The organism is Streptomyces sp. NRRL S-378 (assembly GCF_000720645.1).
Taxonomy (GTDB): Bacteria; Actinomycetota; Actinomycetes; order Streptomycetales; family Streptomycetaceae; genus Streptomyces.
In genome coordinates this window covers 79,406-99,687 of the sequence record NZ_JOBX01000021.1, presented here as the reverse complement: position 1 = coordinate 99,687, position 20,282 = coordinate 79,406, and the positions used below count along the sequence as shown (strand labels likewise).

Below are 20,282 nucleotides of genomic sequence, written 5' to 3'. Positions count from 1 at the left end.
CCCCGCAGGACGAGCGCGCAACCAGGGTCGCCTCATCACGACAAAGCCGCACGCGCCGAGCCGAGGAGACACTCCGCCGGGGCACCGCCCCACACCCATTACCCCCGCCCCGCAGGGACAGCGGCCGGGGCACCGCCCCACACCGCACACCCCCGCCCCGCAGGAACAGCCCACTACCGCCGAGCCCGCGCAGCGGACCGGCCGAGGAGACATTCCGCCGGGGCGCCGCCCCACACCCCATCACCACCGCCCCGCAGGAACAGCCCACTACCGCCGAGCCGCGCAGCGAACCGGCCGAGGAGACATTCCGCCGGGGCACCGCCCCACACCCCATCACCCCCGCCGCGACGATGTCACCCCCGGCGGGAGCCGAGCCGCGCAGCGGTCAGGTCGGCGGTTGGGTGGTGAGGCGGGCGGGCTGGAGGCCGGTCAGGAGGAGGGTGAGGGCCTCGTCGACCGTGGAGCCGAGGTACCAGTCGCCGGTGTGGTCGATGCCGTAGACCCGCCCCTCGCGGTCGAGCGCCAGGTGGGAACCGCCGTCGGCCTCGACCCCGAGGGGGCAGAGCTCGGTGGACAGGGCCCGGCCCAGGTCGGCGAAGGTGCGCGCGAGGTGGAGCCCGGTGAGGGGGTCGATGCGCACCGGGGTCGGGGCGATCTGGCGGCCGGGCCCGGGGGCGGTGACGGTGAGGCCGCCGAATTCGGCCCAGGCCTCGACGGCGGCGGGGAAGACCGTGTGGCGGTGCCCGGCGGGGGTGGTGTGGTCCCGGAGGGCGTCGGCCCAGTACTCGGCCTGCTTGGCGTCCCAGCGGCCGGGCTCCCAGCCGGCGGTCCGCAGCGCGGAGTCCACCGCGACCGGGAAGCGGGTGGTCGAGGAGCGGTCGTAGGAGGCGGAGGTGGTGGTCATGGCTACTCGGCTGGGGTGAGGTCGACGGGGCGTACGCCGAAGTGGGCGAGGAGGGCGTCGCAGGAGCGGCAGGGGGGCGCGTAGCTGCCGTGGAGGGGGTCGCCGTCCTCGCGGATGCGCCGGGCGGTGATCTTCGCGTGCTTGAGGGAGCGGCGGGCCTCGCTGGGTGAGAGCGGCTTGCGGGAGGCGCGCCGGGAGCGGGCGGCCTCGACGGCGGCCAAGTGGCGGGAGAGCAGTATCGCTTCGGGACATCGTCCGGTGAAACGCTCGCGCTGTCCGCTGGTGAGGGTGTCCAGGAAGTCCTGGACGAGGGGGTGGAGTGAGGGTGGCTGGTCGGCCTTGCCGGCGGTGCCGGTGAGGGTCTCGCCGCGTACGGAGAGGGCGGCGGCGACGGTGGGCAGGATGCCGTCCCGGCGGAACCGCAGGACGGGTGGGGTGGTCCGGCCGTCGCTGCTGCTCCAGCGCAGGCGGGGGTCGCCGGTGGGGCCGCCCGCTTCGGCGGGTGTGCCCGTCGCGCCGGCGGTGCCGTCGCCCGGTTCCGTACGTGTTGCCGTGTTCTGCATGGTCGCGCTTTCCCTCCCGTGGCGGCGGTGGTGACCGCTTTCGCGCACGCCCCCGTGCTGCGGGGACAGCCTGCCAAATGTCATCTGTCATACGGAAGCGGGGTCGAATTTTCGTATCAATTCGGATGTTCCTGGCCGTCGGGCTGGTGTGCGGGTCGCGGGCGGGGGAGCCTCTTGCCCCAGCGCATAGGCTGTGGTGAACCAGCCAGATCCAGCAGGGGGCTACCGCCATGACGACAGGTCGGCTCGGGCAGCAGGCCGCGCCACCCAACGCCGCTTACTCGGGGCAGGTCGTGCATTTCCCGGACCCGGTCCGGGCCGCTCGGCATCCCCACGGAGTGCGGATGGACGGTGACGGGTATCCGGACTTCTCCGCCTACGCGCGTGCGGCGGTGGAGATCGCCGAACCGCCCGAGGGTTTCGGCGTGGACGAGTTGCGGCTGACGGACTGCGTGTCCGCGAACGCGGCGATGAAGGCCGCGGGGCACGAGCTGTGGGACACGGTCGGTCCGGTGGCCACCCCGCACGGATGGACCTGGCACCACGTGGCGGGTTCGCGGCGCATGGAGCTGGTCCCGGTCGAGGTGAAGGCGCTGCTGCGGCACCACGCGGGTCTGGCGACGGCTCCGGTGGACCACGAGAAGCGTGGGACGCGGCCGTTGCAGGAGGTGCGTCCGGTGCACATCGGGCTGCCGAAGTCCGTGGTGTCGGTCTCGGAGAGCCAGGTGCAGGGTGTCGAGGAGGACCTCGGCTACCGGCTGCCGGAGGCGTACCGCTCGTTCCTGAAGGCCTCGGGCGGCTGTGCCCCGGTGGGCGCGGGGCTGGACGTGGAGCTGGGTCTGCTGGTGGACCAGCCGTTCTTCACGGTGCGTGAGGAGGCGGCGGTCAACGACCTCGTCTACGTCAACAAGTGCCTGCGCGACCACCTGACGAAGGACTACCTGTGCGTGGCCTTCGCGCAGGGCGGTCTGATCGCGCTGAAGGTGAAGGGCGAGGGCATCGGCTCGGTGTGGTTCTCGCCCTACGACGACGCACGTGACCAGGACGGATGGTCGGTGCAGGAGCGCGTGGAGCGGCTTTTGCTGCCGTGCGGCGGTGATTTCGATGCCTTCCTCGAGCGGCTGGCGGGCAACCCGCCGGAACTGGAGACGGTGGCCGGTCTGATGGTGGACGGCGGATTCGCACGTTCGGTTCCGGTGACGCGTGCCGGTACGGATGAGGGGTGACGGCACGGTGGTGACGTTTGCGCAGGCGCAGGAGCGCGCCGAGGAATGGATCAACGGGGACGTGCCCGCGTACCAGCACCGGGAGGTGCGGGTACGGGAGTTCGGGCTCGGGTTCGTGGTGTGGGCGGAGGACCGTGCGGCGGGTCCGGTGTCGGGTGGCGGCCGGCAGCGGCTGGTCATCGCGCGGGACAGCGGCGAGGTGACGTTGTGGCCCGGTCTGCCGGTGGGTGAGGTGATCCGCCGGTACGAGGAGGAGTACGGGGCCGTGGCCGCGTCGGCGGCTGCGGAGGCTTCGGTTCCGCCGCCGCGGATCGACTCGGAACAGACGTCGTTCATGCTGAGTCCGCCGGAGTGGCTGCAGGAAGCGGCGGACCGGGCGGGCATCGCGCCCAGGCCGGCCGCGGCCGCGGCTGCCGCGTCGGCGGCTCCGGGCTCGGACGCGGTGTCCGCTGCGGCTCCGGATGCGGATTCCGCGGAGTCCGGTCCGGCCCCGGCCCCCGTTCCGGGTGCCGCGGACGCGGTGCCGCTGCGGCGCGGGGGCGAGATCCCGTACGAGCCGACGGCCAACGACGGGGTTCCGGCGACTCCTGCGGCCGTGGTGCCGACGGGCGCCACGCCGTGGGCGGGTACCGATGTGAACTCCGGCGCGGACGACGCGTCCGTGCCGCTGCCGGCGACCGTGTTCGCGCCGCCGCTGTCCGGATCGGACCTGGAGGACGCGCCGTCGTCCGGTGTGGCTCCCGAGGCGAAGACCACGCTGATGCCGGGCGGCAGCCAGCTGCCGAGGACCGCGATCGTGCCCGCGCTGGGGTCGTCGCCGCAGGACATCGCGGACGCTCCGACGAGCAAGGCCCAGGTCTCGCGGCCGGGCGCGGCCGGGGCTTCCGGTGCGGGTGCCGGCGCTCCGGCTCCGGGTGGGGGGCAGCCGCCGGCGCCTCCTGGTCCGCCCGGTGCTCCGGGGTCGATGGGTCGTGGGCTCGACCACGCCGCGACGATGCTGGCCGGTCCCGCCGTGACGGGGCAGCCGCCCGCGCCTCCCGGTCCGCCCGGTGCTCCGGGTGCCGGTGCGCCCCAGCCTCCCGGTCCGCCCGGTGCGCCGGGGGCTCCCGGTGCGGGCGCCCACCATGCCGCGACGATGCTCGCGGGCCCCGGTGTGCCGCAGCCTCCGGGTCCGCCCGGTGCGCCCGGAGCCCCCGGTGGCGGGCTCGACCATGCCGCGACGATGCTCGCCGGTCCCGGTGTGCCGCAGCCTCCCGGTCCGCCCGGCCCGCCGCCGGGAGGGCCCGTGGCGCAGCCGCAGGCCCCGACGGGTGCGCCCACGGTCGGCCCCGGCTACCAGGCCGTGCTGCGCTACCGCGCTCCCGACGGCTCCGAGCAGCAGCTGATCCGTCGTTCGGCGCCCGGTACCCCGCACCCGGAGTGGCAGATCCTCTACGAGCTGCGCGCCATGAACGTGCCGCCGCAGCAGGTGCTGGAGCTGCACACCGAGCTGGAGTCCTGCGAGCTGCCCGGCGGTTACTGCGCCCGGATGATCCGGGAGACGTGGCCGCAGGTGCGGATCACCAGCGTGGCCCCGTACGGGAAGGACCACGCGGGCCGGCAGCAGGGCATGCGGCACCTGCTCACCCACCAGGGCGAGCTGCACCAGGTCGCCGACGGGCCGGCGCGCCCGGCGCCGGTGCGTGCGCCGCTGCCGCAGGTTCCGCTGCAGCCGGCGATCCCGCTGGACGCCATCGGGCAGGAGCTGGCTGCGGCGTTCGGTCCGCAGGGCGTGTTCCGGTTCGACCAGCGGGCGGTCTCCCGCCAGGGCGTGCCGGAGATCGTGGCGCAGACGCTGATGTGGGCGGGTCTGCCGGTCGATTTCGGGCCGTTTTTCTGGGCGCAGGCGGTGCCGGGGCAGCCGGTGCCGACCCTGGCCGAGCTGGCGGCGCAGCGTCAGGTGCAGCCGGCGTCGGACGCGGGCTCGTACCTCGTGATCGGCAGCGACTTCGGCAAGGCGCTGTGCGTGCAGTACGGGACCGCGCACATCGTCGCGGTGCCGGTCGAGGGTGGTCCGGGGGGTGCTCCGGTGCCGCCGCAGTTCGTGAATTCGAGCCTGCCGCAGTTCGTGCGCTCGATGGCGATGCTGGGTCACATGTGGCGGCTGCGTCAGCATCTGACGCCGGAGCAGGCGGGCCGCTGGACCGTCGATTTCCAGGCGAATCTGGCGGGCCTCGACAGTGCGGCACTTTCGTCGCCGGAGAGCTGGTGGTCGGTGCTGCTGGAGCAGATGTGGGACGGGCTGTTGTGATGTCCGTCTGATCGCGTCGGCGCGTGATCCGTGGAGTGGCCGGGTCGGGACCCTTGGACGGGGGCTCGGCCCGGCCATTCGGGCTTCAGGGATCAAATGGCGCATCCTTGACGGGAATCCCCGCGAGAGAGGCGCATCCAGGATGAGTGCACCCTTTGCGACCGTGCGCGGTCGCGGCTATCGCATCGAAGAGGTCGACCGGTATCTCGCCCGGCTGTCCGGGAGCCGTGACGAGGCATGGGAGCGGGTGGCGCGGCTGACGGTCCTGGCCAAGCAGATGGAGGCGGAGGCGGCGCGGCTGCGTGAGGTCGTGGCCGGACTCGCCCCGCAGACGTACGACGAGCTGGGTGAGCGGGCCCGGCGGATCCTGCAGCTGGCGGAGGAGGAGGCCGAGGCCGTACGGGTGGAGGCGCGGGCGGACGCGTCCGCGGCGCTGGACGCGGCCGGGGTGCGGGCCGAGCGGATGGCGGAGCTGGCGCGCGGTGACGCGGAGGCGGTGCGGGAGCAGACCGAGGTCCGGGCGCGCCAGGGGCTGTTGCGGGCGGAGCGGGAGGCGGACGACCTGCGGGCGGGGGCGCGGCAGGACGCGTCGGCGTGGCGGGCGGAAGCGGCGGCGGCGCTGGCGCAGGTGCGGCGTCGGGCCGAGGCGGCGCGGGTGGAGCGGGAGCGGGAGCAGGGGGAGCGCTGGGAGGCGGTGGGGCGGGAGCTGGCGGCACGGGAGGCGGAGCTGGAGGCGCGGCACGCGGAGGCGGAGCGGTACGCGGAGGCCGGGCTGGCGGAGGCGCGGCGGGGGTACGCGGAGGCGGAGGAGGCGGCGCGGCACGGCCAGGAGGATGCGGAGGCGCGGGCCGCCGAGCTGGTGGCGCAGGCGCGGGTGGCGCAGGAGCGGGTCTCGCGTGAGACGGAGCGGGTGCTGCGGGAGCATGGGGAGGCGCAGGAGGAGATGCGGGCTCATATGGCGCACGTCAGGGCGAGCCTGTCGGCGCTGACGGGGCGGGCGCCTGCGGAGGGCTGAGGCCGTTGCCCGGGCCGGGCGTTGCCCTGGCCGGTTTGCGGGCCGGCCGGTTGCGGGCCGGCTGGGGGCGGGTTGGTGCCGGGGACCCGGCCGCGTCGCCCGCCCCGAGGACGGCTGGGCTCAGAGGAGTTCCAGAGGGGTGGATCGAGGAGCCGGTCGATGCTCGCGACGGTGACGAGGCACAGGAGGGCCGTCCCGCCCGGTCGAGGGCGCGGGTTTCCCAGCCGCCGCCGGGGGTGCGTGAGAGCACGGTGTCCGTGCCGTCCGTCCGCCGGACGAGGTGCCGGTGGAGGCGGTCGGTCGCGGGTGTGCGCGGTGGCCGTCCAGGCCCGCCGGGGTGCGCGCCGGGACGGGGTCAGGGGGGACATCCTCAGCCCGCGGTCTGTCGGGCCGGGAGGGCGGGGGCCTCGTAGCGGTACGGGTCGCTGCGCAGGCCCCGGGACGTCGCCACCACCGTGAAGGGCGGCTTCGCCGACGGCGGCAGGGTGGCCGTCAGGGCGCCGGTCACGGGGTCGGGCCGTGCCTCCAGCGGGGTGTCGTCGACGGTGAGGCGGGCGTCGGTGAAGCCGCCGCCCTCGACGGTGAGCCGGTCGCCGCAGAGCGAGGCCCCGGTGATCACCGGGTTGGCGCGGGTGGCCATCTTGTTGACGAGGTAGGCGCCGGCCGGGGCTCCGGTCAGGGCCCAGATCTCCTCGGGCAGGCGGGGGAGTCCCGCACCCACGTCGGCGAGGAAGAAGAGGACGACGTAGAGCATCGTGACCGCGCTGAGCGTGACGTACTGGAGGTCGACGAGGTCGGTGCGTCCGCTGTCGTTCGCGATCAGCTCCCGCAGCGGCCGCCGGCCCGACGCGGTCGGCGGAGCCGGCGGTTTGGCCAGGGTGCCGCGTTCGACGCGCAGGCCCACGACCGTCTTGGCGGCGATCAGCGCCACGTAGGGGCCGCCGAGCAGCGGCAGGTACACCGTCGTCAGCGGGGACAGCGGGCCGTCGGGGCCCTGGAAGTACCTCACGCCGCCGCCCGCGGTGAGGCCGTGGCCGAGGATGGTGAGCAGGAGCCAGACCAGGATCACCGTCCAGGCCAGCGCGAGTGCGGTCGAGGTGGAGAGCCGGCCGTCGCGGCCGGTGACGAAGGCCGGGTGGCGGCGCAGCCGCAGGCAGAGCGGGCCGGCCAGTGCGGCCAGTAAGAGCAGTGCGCACAGTGCGGATGCCATGGTGTCCCCCCGGATGTCGGTGCTGCGTACGAGGTTCGCCGACTGCCCTGGCCATGACAAGGCGACACGGCGGACCTCAGTCGTCGCGCAGTTCGGGCAGGACCGGGAATCGGCGCGGGGCCACCAGCAGCAGGACGAGCAGTGCGGCGACGGCGGCGGCCGTGGCGCCGAGGAAGATGTGCTCGACGGCGGCGGCCACGGCCTCGCGCAGGTGGTCGGCGGCGGCGCGGGGGAGCAGCTCCGGGTGTTCGAGGGCCTTGGCGACGTCGTCGAGGTGGCGCGGCAGCCCCGGTGCGGGGGCGTCCGCCAGCCGGGCGGCGATGGTGGCGTTGGCGACGGCGGCGAGCAGGGCGGCGCCGACGCTCTGGCCGACCTGGCGGCAGAAGAGCACCGAGGCGGTGGTCGTGCCGCGTTCGGCCCAGTCCACGGTGGACTGGACCCCGACGATCAGCGGGAGCTGGAAGAGGCCGAGGGCGGCGCCGAGCAGCAGCATGATCAGGGCGGGCTGCCAGGGCCGGGCGGGGTACGGGAGCAGGGTGAAGGAGTACAGGATCATCGCGGCGAGGCAGATGCCGACGGCCGCGCTGTTGCGGAAGCCGATGCGCCGGTAGACGTGCTGGCTGAGGGCGGCGGTGACGGGCCAGCTGAGGGTCATCACGGACATGACGAGTCCGGCGCCGACGGGTCCGAGGCCGAGGACGGACTGGGCGTAGGTCGGCATGAAGACCATCGGGGCGACCATCAGCAGGCCGAGGGCGCCCATGGCCAGGTTGACGGCGGCGATGGTGCGCCGGCGCCACACCCAGCCGGGCAGGATCGGCTCCTCGGCCCGCCGTTCCACCCGGACCACGACCGCGGCCAGTACGGCGCTCGCGCCCAGCAGGCCCAGGGAGGGGGCGGACAGCCAGGGCCAGGCGACCCCGCCCTGGACGAGGGCGAAGAGGAGGAGGCCGCCGCAGCAGAAGACGCCGAGGGCGCCCGCCCAGTCGACCGGACCGCGGCGGCCGGGCGAGCGTGCCGGTTCGGTCAGGTGCCGGGTGACCATCCACAGGGCGAGGGCGGCCAGCGGCAGGTTGATCAGGAAGATCCACCGCCAGTGCGCGGAGGAGGCGAGCAGCCCGCCGAGGGCGGGGCCGGCCACGGCCGAGGTGGCCCAGACGCTGGACATGCGGGCCTGGATCCGCGGGCGTTCCTTGAGCGGGTACAGGTCGGCGGCCAGGGTCTGGACGGTGCCCTGGAGGGCGCCGCCGCCCAGGCCCTGGACGATCCGGAAGGCGATGAGGGCGGCCATGTTCCAGGCGGACGCGCACAGCAACGAGCCGAGGAGGAAGAGGGCGATGCCGAAGAGCAGGACGGGCTTGCGGCCGAAGGTGTCGGACAGCTTGCCGTAGACCGGCAGGGTGACGGTGACGGCGAGCAGGTAGCCGGAGAAGAGCCAGGAGAAGACGGAGAAGCCGCCGAGGTCGCCGACGATCTGGGGGACGGCGGTCGCGACGATGGTGCTGTCGAGGGCGACCAGGGCCATGCCGAGCATCAACGCGACGACCACGGAGGTCGGGGGGCGTTCGGCCGGCCGGGCGGTGCCGGCCGCGTCCTTGGCCGAAACCGCCGCTCCGGGGGCGGTGCCCGTACGCCCGGCGGGTACGCCGTCCGGGCTTCCGTCCGTGCTGTCCGCAGCGGGCACCGAGATCCCTTCCCCTTGCACGTAGTTGCGGAGGACACCGTCTCACCGCCGCCCCGCGGGCGGAATCCCTCAGGCCGGGTGGTCCGAAGGGTGGACATCCCCTAGGGGTCCCTCCGCACTACGGGCCAGGGGTCTTTCCTCCCGGCGGAGGAGGTGGGGGCGTCCGGCGTCTCCTTGACTGGAGCATACGAACCGGGGGTGCGGGTGGGGTTAACCCCCGGGCGGATACGGCGACGGGCACCAGCGCGCCGCAGGGCCCACCGCCGCAGACTCATCACGGCGGCGCAGTGACGCAGACGCACGCATTCGAAGAAGGAGACAGACCGTGACAACGGCAATGACCGAAACCAGGCACGGGGGTACTGGAGGGCATGCTGCCGTCGCGGCCCGGGCGCGGAAGGTCGTCAAGGCCTACGGCTCCGGGGAGACGCGGGTCGTCGCCCTCGACGAGGTGGACGTGGACATCATGCGCGGCCAGTTCACCGCGATCATGGGTCCGTCGGGTTCCGGCAAGTCCACGCTGATGCACTGCCTCGCCGGCCTCGACACGGTGACCAGCGGGCAGATCCACCTGGACGACACCGAGATCACCGGGCTGAAGGACAAGAAGCTCACGCGGCTGCGCCGCGACCGGATCGGCTTCATCTTCCAGGCCTTCAACCTGCTGCCCACGCTCAACGCCCTGGAGAACATCACGCTCCCCATGGACATCGCGGGCCGCAAGCCCGACGCGCAGTGGCTGAACCGGGTGGTGGAGACCGTCGGCCTGGCCGGCCGGCTCAAGCACCGTCCGACCGAGCTCTCCGGCGGCCAGCAGCAGCGCGTGGCCGTCGCCCGCGCCCTCGCCGCCCGCCCCGAGATCATCTTCGGTGACGAGCCGACCGGAAACCTGGACTCCCGTGCGGGCGCCGAGGTCCTCGGCTTCCTGCGCCGTTCGGTGGACGAGCTCGGCCAGACCATCGTCATGGTCACCCACGATCCCGTCGCCGCCTCCTACGCCGACCGCGTCATCTTCCTGGCCGACGGCCGGATCGTCGACGAGATGCACGCCCCCACCGCCGACCAGGTCCTGGACCGGATGAAGGACTTCGACGCGCGCGGGCGGACCTCATGAGCAACACGGTCCTGAAGACCTCGCGGCGCAACTTCGTCGCGCACAAGGGGCGGATGGTCCTCTCGGCCGTCGCGGTCCTGCTGTCCGTCGCCTTCGTCTGCGGCACGCTGGTGTTCACCGACACGATGAACACCACCTTCGACAAGCTGTTCGCCGTCACCAACTCCGATGTGACCGTCAGCCCCAAGGCCGCCGGGAGCGGGGAGGAAACCCCCGACCGCGGCAAGCCGGAGATGCTGGCCGGCTCGGTCGTCGAGCAGGTCAGGAAGGCGCAGGGCGTCAAGAGCGCCGAGGGCGGCGTCGTCTCCATGGCCGTCACGGTGGTCAACGCCAAGAACGAGAACATGGGCTCGACCACCGGAGCCCCGACCATCGCGGGCAACTGGAGCGACAACGAGCTCAAGTCCATGAAGATCACCTCGGGGCAGGCCCCGCGCGGCCCCACCGAGGTGATGGTCGACGCCGACACCGCGAAGAAGCACGGCCTGAAGCTCGGTGACGAGCTGCGCACCATCGCCGTCACCGGCGACACCCGCGCCAGGATCACCGGTATCGCCACCTTCACCGTGACCAACCCGGGCGCGGCCGTCGTCTACTTCGACACGTCCACCGCGCAGCAGGCGCTGCTCGGCTCCGCCGACTCCTTCACGCACATCAACGTCACCGCCGAGGACGGGGTGAGCGACGAGCAGCTCAAGGCGAACGTCGCGGGCGCCGTCGGTGCGGACACCTACAAGCTCCAGACCGCCAAGGAGGCCGCGGACGCCAACCGCAAGGACGTCGGCGCCTTCCTCGACGTCATGAAGTACGTGATGCTGGGCTTCGCCGGCATCGCCTTCCTCGTCGGCATCTTCCTGATCTTCAACACCTTCTCCATGCTGGTCGCCCAGCGCACCCGCGAGATCGGCCTGATGCGTGCCATCGGCGCGGACAGCGGGCAGGTCCTGAAGTCCGTGGTCGTCGAGGCCTTCCTGCTCGGCGTGGTCGGTTCGGTCCTGGGCGTCGGCGCGGGCGTGGGCCTGGCCGTCGCACTGATGGCGCTCATGGGCCAGATGGGCATGCACCTGTCCACCGACGACCTGACCGTCGCCTGGACCACCCCCGTCGTCGGCATCGTCCTCGGCGTCGTCGTGACGGTGATCTCCGCCTTCGTCCCGGCCCGCCGCGCCGGCAAGGTCTCCCCGATGGCCGCCCTGCGCGAGTCCGGAACCCCCGGCGACAAGAAGGCCGGCCGCGTCCGCGCCGCCCTCGGCCTGGTCCTCACCGGCATCGGCGGCGCCTCCCTCTACCTCGCCGCAACCGCCGAGAAGGCCGGAGCCGGATCCCTCTGGCTGGGCCTGGGCGTCGTCCTCACCCTCATCGGCTTCATCGTCATCGGCCCGCTGCTCGCCGCGGGCGTGGTGCGGGTGCTCTCCGGCGTGGTCCTGCGGCCCTTCGGGTCCGTGGGCCGGCTCGCCAAGCGCAACGCCCTGCGCAACCCGCGCCGCACCGGCGCCACCGCCGCCGCGCTGATGATCGGCCTCGCGCTGGTCGCCTGCCTGTCGGTGGTCGGCTCCTCGATGGTGGCCTCCGCGACCGACGAGCTCGACAAGTCGGTCGGCGCGGACTACATCGTCGCCTCCGAGTCCCGCCAGCCCGTACTGCCGCAGGCCGAGCAGGCCCTGCGCGCCACCGCCGGACTCGACCACGTCACCGCCTACCGCCAGGTTGCCGCCAAGCTCACCGCGCCCGACGGCACCACCGAGGAGACCGGACTCGGCGCGACCGACCCGACGTACGCCAAGGACCTCCGGCGCAAGATGACCGCCGGCGAGCACGCGGCGGCCTACGGCGACGGCTCCATGTCGGTGGGCTCCCTCTACGCCACCCAGCACGGCATCAAGCTCGGTGACGAGATGACCGTCGCCTTCACCGGCGGCAGGACGGTCAAGCTGAAGGTCGCGGCGATCACCAGCGACGAGGGCAACCTCGACAAGGGCATGGCCTACATCAGCACCGAGACCGCCCGGGCGAACGTGCCCGCGGACCGGATGCCGCTGCCCTTCATGCTGCTCGCCACCGCCAAGGACGGGCAGTCCGACGCCGCCGCCTACAAGTCCGTCAAGGCGGCCCTGGCCGAGTACCCGCAGTACGTGGTGCGCAACCAGGCCGACTACAAGCAGGCGCTGAAGGACCAGGTCGGCCAGCTGCTGAACATGGTCTACGGACTCCTGGGCCTCGCGATCATCGTCGCGGTCCTGGGCGTCGTGAACACCCTGGCCCTGTCGGTGGTCGAGCGGACCCGCGAGATCGGCCTGATGCGCGCCATCGGCCTCTCCCGCCGCCAGCTGCGCCGCATGATCCGCCTGGAGTCGGTGGTCATCGCCCTCTTCGGCGCCCTCCTCGGCCTCGGGCTGGGCATGGGCTGGGGGGCCACCGCGCAGCAGTTGCTGGCGCTGGAGGGTCTGGAGGTCCTGGAGATCCCGTGGCCGACGATCATCGGGGTGTTCGCCGGATCCGCCTTCGTGGGCCTGTTCGCCGCACTGGTCCCGGCCTTCCGGGCGGGACGGATGAACGTTCTGAACGCGATCGCGAGCGAGTAACCGGCGCCGCGTTCGTACGGGGGTGGGCGCAGGCCCGGGACCAGGTGTCCCGGGCCTGCGCCCTTGTCGTCCGGCGGCGGGGGCCGCCCGGCTCAGCCGGAGGTGTCCCGCTGCAGCAGGACGATCCCGCCGGCCTCGCCCACCAGGGTGTAGCGCTCGCCCGGGTGGAGCTGGGTGGCGTAGACGGTCGGGTCCTCGCCGGCCCACTTGTTGCCGTTGTCGATGGTGATCCAGTCGGGTACGACGCCTTTGCTGCCGCCGATCCACAGGACGCGGCAGCGGGAGGTCAGCCGGGTCAGCGGGGTGGTGTCCGCCTCCACGGTGGCCCCGTCGGGGATCCGGTCGAGGAGCCGTTCGATCGCGACGACACGGTCGGGCTTCTCGTACGTGGACGCCTCCGTGAGCTTGGCGGTCGGCATGCTGGTCATGGCCAGGGCGAGGGCCGCGGCGAGCACGGCCGTGGGCAGCTGGAGGGCGTAGGAGCGCAGCCAGGGGCGTTCGCCGCGGCGCACGGTGTCGATGGCGTCGACCAGGGCGAGGGCGACGACGGGCATCAGCACGGCGCTGTAGTGCCAGTCGGTGGACCAGTAGTGGTCGTCCCCGGACAGGAACCGCCAGCCGAGGGTGGGGGCGGCGACCAGCAGCAGAGGAGAGCGCAGGGCCAGCAGGCCGGAGGTGGGGATCAGTACCCATCCGAGGGTGGCCAGCTTGGTGCCGGTGCCGGCGAAGGGGCCCCCGCTCTCGATCTTGTGCCAGTAGCCGTAGCCGTCGGTCGCGAAGGCCGGTATGAAGACGGTGAACACCAGGACGGCGAACACGCAGGCGGCTGCGGCGATGCCGAGCGCGGTCCAGGCGGTGCGCCGGTCGGTGGTGCGGCTGCGCCAGGCCACCACCACGGCCAGGGCGGCCAGTGTGAAGCCGAGGTCCTCCTTGACCAGGACCAGGGGCAGCCCCCACAGCAGCGCGGCCCGCCAGCGCCGGGCCAACACCGCCTCCAGGGCGAAGGCCAGCAGTGGCACGGCGAAGGCGATCTCGTGGAAGTCGAACTCCACCGCACGCTGGACGCCCCAGGACAGGCCGTACGCGACTCCGACGGCGATCCCGCGGGCCCGGCCCAGGAGCCGTGCGGCCGCCCGGGTGACGGGGACGGCGGAGAGGGCGAACAGTGCGGCCTGGACGACCAGCAGCGTGATCGGCCCGGGGAAGACCCGGTAGACGGGTGCGACGAGCGCGATGACCGGGCTGAAGTGGTCCCCGAGGATGTTGGCCCCCGGCCCCTTCAGGTCGGCGACGGGCTCCTGGAGGTGGGCGTACGCGCGGATCGCCTGCTCGAAGATCCCCAGGTCCCAGGAGGCCCAGTCCATGCGCCGGAACCGGCCGACGGACAGCACGAGGTAGACGAGGAAGAGCCCGGCGGCCACCGCCCAGGGGCCGGCCCAGCGGGGTGCGGCCGCCCTCGTCGGGGCCTGGGCCGCCGGTGCCGGGCGGGCTATGGCATCGCTCGTCACGGACTCGTGCTCCTCGGCCGTTCGGCGTGAACTCATGCGGAAAAGGACGCGGCGAGCTCAGGCGCTGGTTACGTGAACATCGTAAAGCGGGAGCAACGTCACAAGGACGAGGAGGGTCCGGGCACGCGCCGTGGCCCGAATCCCTCGCGCGCCGGTGTGGGCTCCGTCGTAGGGTGGGAACCCCCGGCCCGTACGACGTGTCGGGTCCTTCGCGTTGCCCCCTCACGCCCGCAAGCCCCAGACATCACCGGACGGAAAGCCTCCTCATGAGCCTGCACGGACTGCTCGACGCCGTCACCCGGGACGCCGCCCTCACCGAGGCGGTCACCGCGGCCGGTGACGGCAACCGCATGCACGTGGACCTCGTCGGACCGGCCGCCGCGCGGCCCTTCGCGATCGCCGCGCTGGCCCGGCGGACCGAGCGGACGGTGCTGGCGGTCACCGCCACCGGGCGCGAGGCCGAGGACCTGGCCGCGGCGCTGCGCTCCCTGCTGCCGCCCGACGAGGTGGCCGAGTACCCGTCCTGGGAGACGCTGCCGCACGAGCGGCTGAGTCCGCGCAGCGACACCATGGGCCGGCGGCTCGCCGTGCTGCGCCGCCTGGTGCACCCGAGCAAGGACGACCCGGCCGCGGGTCCCGTGAGCGTGATCGTCGCCCCCATCCGGTCCGTGCTCCAGCCGCAGGTCAAGGGCCTGGGGGACCTCGTACCGGTGAGCCTTCGGCAGGGCGCGACCGCCGATCTGGGCGAGGTCACCGAGGCGCTGGCCGCGGCCGCGTACGCCCGCGTCGAGCTGGTCGAGAAGCGTGGCGAGTTCGCCGTGCGCGGCGGCATCCTCGACGTCTTCCCGCCCACCGAGGAACACCCGCTGCGCGTGGAGTTCTGGGGCGACGAGGTCGAGGAGATCCGCTACTTCAAGGTCGCCGACCAGCGTTCCCTGGAGATCGCCGAGCACGGCCTGTGGGCGCCGCCCTGCCGTGAACTGCTGCTCACGGACGCCGTGCGGGAGCGGGCCCTGGCCCTCGCCGAGGCGCACCCGGAGCTGGGCGAACTGCTCGGCAGGATCGCCGAGGGGATCGCGGTGGAGGGCATGGAGTCCCTCGCCCCGGTCCTGGTCGACGACATGGAGCTGCTGATCGACGTGCTGCCCGCCGGGGCGATGGCCGTCGTCTGCGACCCGGAGCGGGTACGGAGCCGGGCCGCAGACCTCGTCGCGACCAGCCAGGAGTTCCTGATGGCCTCATGGGCGGCCACCGCGGGCGGCGGCGAGGCCCCCATCGACGTCGGCGCGGCCTCGCTGCGGGGCATCGCGGACGTCCGCGACCGGGCCCGCGAGCTCGGCATGATGTGGTGGTCGGTCTCCCCGTTCGCCGCGGACGACACCGACCTGGCCGCCGACACCCTCAAGCTCGGCATGCACGCCCCGGAGGCCTACCGCGGCGACACCGCCCGCGCCCTGGCCGACACCAAGGGCTGGATCGCCGACGGCTGGCACACGGTCTACCTGACCGAGGGCCACGGCCCGGCCGCCCGCACCGTCGAGGTGCTCGCCGGCGAGGGCATCGCCGCCCGGCTGGAGCCGGACCTGGGCACCCTGGAGCCGAGCCTGGTCCACGTCGCCTGCGGGTCGATCGACAACGGCTTCGTCGACCCGGTCCTGCGCCTGGCGGTGCTCACCGAGACCGACCTGACCGGGCAGCGGACCGCCACCAAGGACCTCGGCCGGATGCCGACGCGCCGCCGCAAGACGATCGACCCGCTGACCCTGGAGGCCGGCGACTACATCGTCCACGAGCAGCACGGCGTGGGCCGCTACGTCGAAATGGTCCAGCGCACGGTGCAGGGCGCCACCCGCGAGTACCTGCTGGTGGAGTACGCGCCGGCCAAGCGCGGCCAGCCCGGCGACCGCCTCTACATCCCCACCGACCAGCTGGAGCAGGTCACCAAGTACGTCGGAGGCGAGGCCCCGACCCTGCACCGGCTCGGCGGCGCCGACTGGACCAAGACCAAGGCGCGCGCGAAGAAGGCGGTCAAGGAGATCGCCGGCGACCTCATCAAGCTCTACAGCGCGCGCATGGCGGCCCCCGGGCACACCTTCGGTCCCGACACCCCGTGGCAGCGCGAGCTGGAGGACGCCTTCCCGTACGCGGAGACGCCCGACCAGCTCACCACCATCGCCGAGGTCAAGGAGGACATGGAGAAGTCGGTCCCCATGGACCGGCTGATCTGCGGCGACGTCGGCTACGGCAAGACCGAGATCGCGGTCCGGGCGGCCTTCAAGGCGGTCCAGGACGGCAAGCAGGTCGCCGTCCTCGTACCGACCACGCTCCTCGTGCAGCAGCACTTCGGGACCTTCTCCGAGCGCTACAGCCAGTTCCCGGTCAACGTGAAGGCGCTGTCCCGCTTCCAGAGCGAGACCGAGTCGAAGGCGACCCTGGAGGGACTGAAGGAGGGCTCGGTGGACGTGGTCATCGGCACCCACCGGCTGTTCTCGCAGGAGACCCGCTTCAAGGACCTGGGCCTGGTCATCGTCGACGAGGAGCAGCGCTTCGGCGTCGAGCACAAGGAACAGCTGAAGAAGCTGCGGGCCAACGTCGACGTGCTGACGATGTCCGCGACGCCGATCCCGCGCACCCTGGAGATGGCGGTGACCGGCATCCGCGAGATGTCGACGATCACGACCCCGCCGGAGGAGCGCCACCCGGTGCTCACCTTCGTCGGCCCGTACGAGGAGAAGCAGATCGGCGCGGCCATCCGCCGTGAACTGCTCCGCGAGGGCCAGTGCTTCTACATCCACAACCGGGTCGAGTCCATCGATCGGGCGGCGGCCAAGCTGCGCGAGATCGTGCCCGAGGCGCGGATCGCGACGGCGCACGGCCAGATGTCGGAGCAGGCGCTGGAGCAGGTCGTCGTCGACTTCTGGGAGAAGAAGTTCGACGTCCTGGTCTCCACCACCATCGTCGAGTCCGGCATCGACATCTCCAACGCCAACACCCTCATCGTGGAGCGCGGTGACAACTTCGGCCTCTCGCAGCTGCACCAGCTGCGCGGGCGCGTCGGCCGCGGCCGCGAGCGCGGGTACGCGTACTTCCTGTACCCCCCGGAGAAGCCGCTGACGGAGACCGCGCACGAGCGGCTCGCGACGATCGCCCAGCACACCGAGATGGGCGCGGGCATGTACGTGGCGATGAAGGACCTGGAGATCCGCGGCGCGGGCAACCTGCTCGGCGGGGAGCAGTCCGGTCACATTGCGGGCGTCGGCTTCGACCTCTACATCCGCATGGTCGGCGAGGCGGTGGCCGACTACCGGGCCGCGGTCGAGGGAGGGGCGGAGGAGGAGCCGCCGCTGGAGGTCAAGATCGAGCTGCCGGTCGACGCGCACGTCCCGCACGACTACGCGCCCGGCGAGCGGCTGCGCCTGCAGGCGTACCGGTCCATCGCCTCGGCCGCCTCCGAGGCGGACGTCAAGGCCGTGCGCGAGGAACTCACCGACCGCTACGGCAAGCTGCCGGAGCCGGTGGAGAACCTGCTGCTGGTGGCGGGGCTGCGGATGCTGGCGCGGGCCTGCGGGGTCGGCGACATCACCCTCCAGGGCAACAACGTCCGCTTCGGGCCGGTGGAGTTGCGCGAGTCGCAGGAGCTGCGCCTCAAGCGCCTCTACCCGGGGTCGGTGCTCAAGCCGGCGACCTCGCAGGTGCTGGTCCCCCGCCCCAAGGCGGGCAGGATCGGCGGCAAGCCGGTGGTCGGCCGGGAACTGCTGGGCTGGACCGGCGAGTTCCTCACCACCATCCTCGGCTCGTAGGCCGTGCCCGGCCGCGGCCCGGGAGCGTGTGCTCCCGGGCCGCGGCCCCCACGCCGCCGGGGGTCGTGCTGCGACCCTGCAACGGTTGCGCGCATCCCCTCACTGATGGCCGGTAACGCTGTATACCCTCAGATCCGAAACCTCTTCCGCACGGCCCGTCAGGAGCAGCGATGCACGGCCCCGGCCTTCCGCCGCAGCACGCCCCCCAGTCCACCTCGGGCGGTGTGGTGGCACTGCGCGTGGTGTTCATGCTGCTGCCCGTCCTGAGCTGCGGCTTCCTGGCCTGGGGCTCGATGCTGCGGCTGGCGCTGGTCACCCGCAGGTCCCGGGACTGGGGGCTGCTGGTGCTCAGCGGTGTGCTCGCGGTCGTCTGGATGACGCTGATCCAGCTCGACCCCACCCCCGACGTCGACGGCTGGCAGGGCAACCTCGGCGCCGGTGGCTCGATCCTCACGGGCTTCGCGGTCTGCGTGTACTTCCTCGTCGCCGACATCAAGCACCACGAGGCCCTGCGGTCGGCGGCGCCCGTGCCGTGGTACCCGGGGCAGCCCGCGTCCTACGGACACCCGCAGCAGACCTCGCCCTCCTACGGCTACCCGCACGCCCAGGCCCCGACCGTGATCTCGGGCCAGACGCCGGCCGTCCCGCAGGTGCCGCCGCAGCCGACGCCGCCCCCGCGCATCGGGCAGGTCCGGGCCGAACTCGACGAGCTCAGTGAGCTGCTGCGCAAGCAGACCCCGCCGCCCGGCGGCCACCACCAGGACCCGAACCAGACCCCCTTCCGGGATCCGCAGCAGTGACCGACCGCCTCATCGGAGACCGCTACCAGCTGGCGAGCGTTCTGGGACAGGGCGGCATGGGCCAGGTCTGGACGGCCTACGACCGGCGCCTGGACCGGCGGGTCGCCGTCAAGCTGCTGCGCCCGGACAAGGTCGCCGGTCCCGGCACGGTCGCGGAGGAGCTGCGCCGCCGATTCGTGCGCGAGTGCCGGGTCACGGCGCAGGTGGACCACCCGGGTCTGGTCACCGTCCATGACGCGGGCAGCGACGGTGACGAGCTGTTCCTCGTGATGGGTTACGTCGAGGGCTCCGACCTCGCCGACCACCTGGCCGCGCACGGCCCCTACCCGTGGCAGTGGGCGGTCGCGGTCGTCGCGCAGCTGTGCTCGGTGCTGTCGGCCGTGCACGCCGTGCCGATCGTCCACCGCGACCTGAAGCCGCGCAACGTGATGGTCCGCCCGGACGGCACCGTCCTGGTCCTCGACCTCGGCGTGGCCTCGGTCATGGACACCGACACCACCCGCCTCACCAGCACCGGAACGCCCATCGGCAGCCCGGCGTACATGGCGCCCGAGCAGGCGATGAGCGGCGCGGTGGGCCCGTACACCGACCTGTACGCGCTCGGTGTGCTCCTGTACGAACTCCTCAGCGGAAACGTCCCCTTCGCCGGGTCCACCGCCCTCGGGGTGCTCCACCGGCACCTGTACGAGGCTCCGGTCCCGGTCCGGCCGCAGCGCCCGGAGGTCCCGCAGGAGCTGGAGGCGCTCCTGATGCGCCTCCTCGCGAAGGACCCGCAGGACCGGCCGTCCTCGGCGCAGGAGGTCTACGAGGCCCTCGCCCCGCTGCTGCCGGCCCGCGACGGCCGCGGTGCCTCCGGACCGCTCGACCCGACGCGGCCCTTCGTGCGGCCCCAGGCGCCCTGGCCGGACCGGGCCGCGGTGATCCCGCCGCGGCCGACCACCCCGCCGACGTCCACGCCGACGGGCACCCCCGTGCCGCCGACGCCCACGTCCACGCCGACGCCGACGCGGACCCCCGCGCCGGTGCCGGTGCCGCAGAAGCCCGACATCCCGGGCGCGGTGGACCAGGCCCGCACGCTCCTGGACCAGGGCCGGCTCACGCAGGCCGTGGACATCCTCGGCGGGATCCTCCCGGCGGCGGCCGCCGAGCACGGCGAGCACTCGCCGGTGGTCCGCTCCCTGCGCAAGCAGTACGCGGCCACCCTGATGGACGACGGCCAGTACCGCCGGGCCCTGCCCGAACTGCGGCGCCTCGCCGAGGAGTTCCCGGCGGGCGACCCGCAGTCCCTGCGGTTCCGCTACGACGCGGCGCAGTGCCTGGAGCAGTTGGGCGAGCCGGCCGCCGCCCTGGCGGAGTACCGCTCGCTGCTGCCGTACTTCGAGAACCGCTACGCCAACCCGGACCAGGCCCTGCCGCTGGAGATCCGCCGCCGGATCGCGCACCTGCTGCTGTCCCTCGGTGACCGGCCGGCGGCCCACGACACCCTGGCCCGGCTGCTGTTCGACGCGGAGCGCCTGCACGGTCCGGCCCATCCCTTCCCGTCGGAGATACGCCGCACCCTGCAGTGGCTGAGCCAGGTCCGCTGA

The 20,282-nt window shown here is 73.2% G+C and carries 13 protein-coding genes; 8 read left to right on the top strand and 5 right to left on the bottom strand.

The window, feature by feature from the left end; genetic code table 11:
• Positions 1-385: 385 nt before the first annotated feature.
• The gene (locus IH80_RS0117410) at positions 386-904 is read right to left on the bottom strand and encodes an SUKH-3 domain-containing protein (protein WP_030961473.1); all 519 of its coding nucleotides are present in this window, start codon (positions 902-904) and stop codon (positions 386-388) included.
• A 2-nt stretch (positions 905-906) separates the two neighbouring features.
• A complete protein-coding gene (locus IH80_RS0117405; RefSeq protein WP_030961471.1) occupies positions 907-1,467 on the bottom strand; it encodes a YwqJ-related putative deaminase in 561 nt (186 codons plus the stop codon).
• Positions 1,468-1,697: 230 nt separating this feature from the next.
• Between IH80_RS0117405 and IH80_RS0117400 the strand changes: the two genes are divergently transcribed.
• From IH80_RS0117400 to IH80_RS0117390, 3 genes are all read left to right on the top strand, one after another.
• The gene (locus IH80_RS0117400; RefSeq protein WP_078906583.1) at positions 1,698-2,693 is read left to right on the top strand and encodes an SMI1/KNR4 family protein; all 996 of its coding nucleotides are present in this window, start codon (positions 1,698-1,700) and stop codon (positions 2,691-2,693) included.
• 7 nt (positions 2,694-2,700) lie between these two features.
• On the top strand, positions 2,701-4,983 hold the full coding sequence (locus tag IH80_RS0117395; RefSeq protein WP_030961469.1) for an SUKH-4 family immunity protein: 2,283 nt from the start codon (positions 2,701-2,703) through the stop codon (positions 4,981-4,983).
• Positions 4,984-5,125: 142 nt separating this feature from the next.
• On the top strand, positions 5,126-5,998 hold the full coding sequence (locus IH80_RS0117390; protein ID WP_030961468.1) for a hypothetical protein: 873 nt from the start codon (positions 5,126-5,128) through the stop codon (positions 5,996-5,998).
• Positions 5,999-6,368: 370 nt separating this feature from the next.
• On the opposite strand, the gene IH80_RS0117385 is transcribed toward IH80_RS0117390, so the two are convergent.
• Both IH80_RS0117385 and IH80_RS0117380 read right to left on the bottom strand, forming a co-directional pair.
• Positions 6,369-7,208 carry a hypothetical protein gene (locus tag IH80_RS0117385; RefSeq protein ID WP_234432272.1) on the bottom strand — a complete coding sequence of 280 codons (840 nt, stop codon included), beginning with the start codon at positions 7,206-7,208 and terminating at the stop codon, positions 6,369-6,371.
• Positions 7,209-7,284: 76 nt separating this feature from the next.
• On the bottom strand, positions 7,285-8,892 hold the full coding sequence (locus IH80_RS0117380; protein ID WP_234432271.1) for an MFS transporter: 1,608 nt from the start codon (positions 8,890-8,892) through the stop codon (positions 7,285-7,287).
• 337 nt (positions 8,893-9,229) lie between these two features.
• Here IH80_RS0117380 and IH80_RS0117375 point away from each other — a divergent pair, with 337 nt between their 5' ends.
• Positions 9,230-10,006, top strand: a complete 777-nt coding sequence (locus IH80_RS0117375; protein ID WP_386398693.1) for an ABC transporter ATP-binding protein — start codon at positions 9,230-9,232, stop codon at positions 10,004-10,006.
• Positions 10,003-12,588: an ABC transporter permease gene (locus tag IH80_RS0117370; RefSeq protein WP_030961462.1), complete on the top strand. Its 2,586-nt coding sequence runs from the start codon at positions 10,003-10,005 to the stop codon at positions 12,586-12,588. Before IH80_RS0117375 ends, IH80_RS0117370 begins: the two co-directional genes overlap by 4 nt.
• Positions 12,589-12,680: 92 nt before the next feature.
• On the opposite strand, the gene IH80_RS0117365 is transcribed toward IH80_RS0117370, so the two are convergent.
• The gene (locus IH80_RS0117365) at positions 12,681-14,132 is read right to left on the bottom strand and encodes a DUF2079 domain-containing protein (protein ID WP_051809444.1); all 1,452 of its coding nucleotides are present in this window, start codon (positions 14,130-14,132) and stop codon (positions 12,681-12,683) included.
• A gap of 230 nt (positions 14,133-14,362) precedes the next feature.
• Here IH80_RS0117365 and mfd point away from each other — a divergent pair, with 230 nt between their 5' ends.
• From mfd to IH80_RS0117350, 3 genes are all read left to right on the top strand, one after another.
• Positions 14,363-17,896, top strand: coding sequence for a transcription-repair coupling factor (gene mfd / locus IH80_RS0117360; RefSeq protein ID WP_030961460.1), 3,534 nt, complete (start codon positions 14,363-14,365; stop codon positions 17,894-17,896).
• A 170-nt stretch (positions 17,897-18,066) separates the two neighbouring features.
• Positions 18,067-18,696, top strand: coding sequence for a hypothetical protein (locus IH80_RS0117355; protein ID WP_030961458.1), 630 nt, complete (start codon positions 18,067-18,069; stop codon positions 18,694-18,696).
• A 56-nt stretch (positions 18,697-18,752) separates the two neighbouring features.
• Positions 18,753-20,282 carry a serine/threonine-protein kinase gene (locus IH80_RS0117350; protein WP_234432274.1) on the top strand — a complete coding sequence of 510 codons (1,530 nt, stop codon included), beginning with the start codon at positions 18,753-18,755 and terminating at the stop codon, positions 20,280-20,282.

What these genes read in the sequence shown, in the direction of transcription:
- IH80_RS0117410 (WP_030961473.1), bottom strand. Translation starts at nt 904, where the DNA reads ATGACCACCACCTCCGCCTCCTACGACCGCTCCTCGACCACCCGCTTC.
- IH80_RS0117405 (WP_030961471.1), bottom strand. Translation starts at nt 1,467, where the DNA reads ATGCAGAACACGGCAACACGTACGGAACCGGGCGACGGCACCGCCGGC.
- IH80_RS0117400 (WP_078906583.1), top strand. Translation starts at nt 1,698, where the DNA reads ATGACGACAGGTCGGCTCGGGCAGCAGGCCGCGCCACCCAACGCCGCT.
- IH80_RS0117390 (WP_030961468.1), top strand. Translation starts at nt 5,126, where the DNA reads ATGAGTGCACCCTTTGCGACCGTGCGCGGTCGCGGCTATCGCATCGAA.
- IH80_RS0117385 (WP_234432272.1), bottom strand. Translation starts at nt 7,208, where the DNA reads ATGGCATCCGCACTGTGCGCACTGCTCTTACTGGCCGCACTGGCCGGC.
- IH80_RS0117375 (WP_386398693.1), top strand. Translation starts at nt 9,230, where the DNA reads ATGACCGAAACCAGGCACGGGGGTACTGGAGGGCATGCTGCCGTCGCG.
- IH80_RS0117370 (WP_030961462.1), top strand. Translation starts at nt 10,003, where the DNA reads ATGAGCAACACGGTCCTGAAGACCTCGCGGCGCAACTTCGTCGCGCAC.
- IH80_RS0117365 (WP_051809444.1), bottom strand. Translation starts at nt 14,132, where the DNA reads ATGAGTTCACGCCGAACGGCCGAGGAGCACGAGTCCGTGACGAGCGAT.
- mfd (WP_030961460.1), top strand. Translation starts at nt 14,363, where the DNA reads ATGAGCCTGCACGGACTGCTCGACGCCGTCACCCGGGACGCCGCCCTC.
- IH80_RS0117355 (WP_030961458.1), top strand. Translation starts at nt 18,067, where the DNA reads ATGCACGGCCCCGGCCTTCCGCCGCAGCACGCCCCCCAGTCCACCTCG.
- IH80_RS0117350 (WP_234432274.1), top strand. Translation starts at nt 18,753, where the DNA reads ATGGGCCAGGTCTGGACGGCCTACGACCGGCGCCTGGACCGGCGGGTC.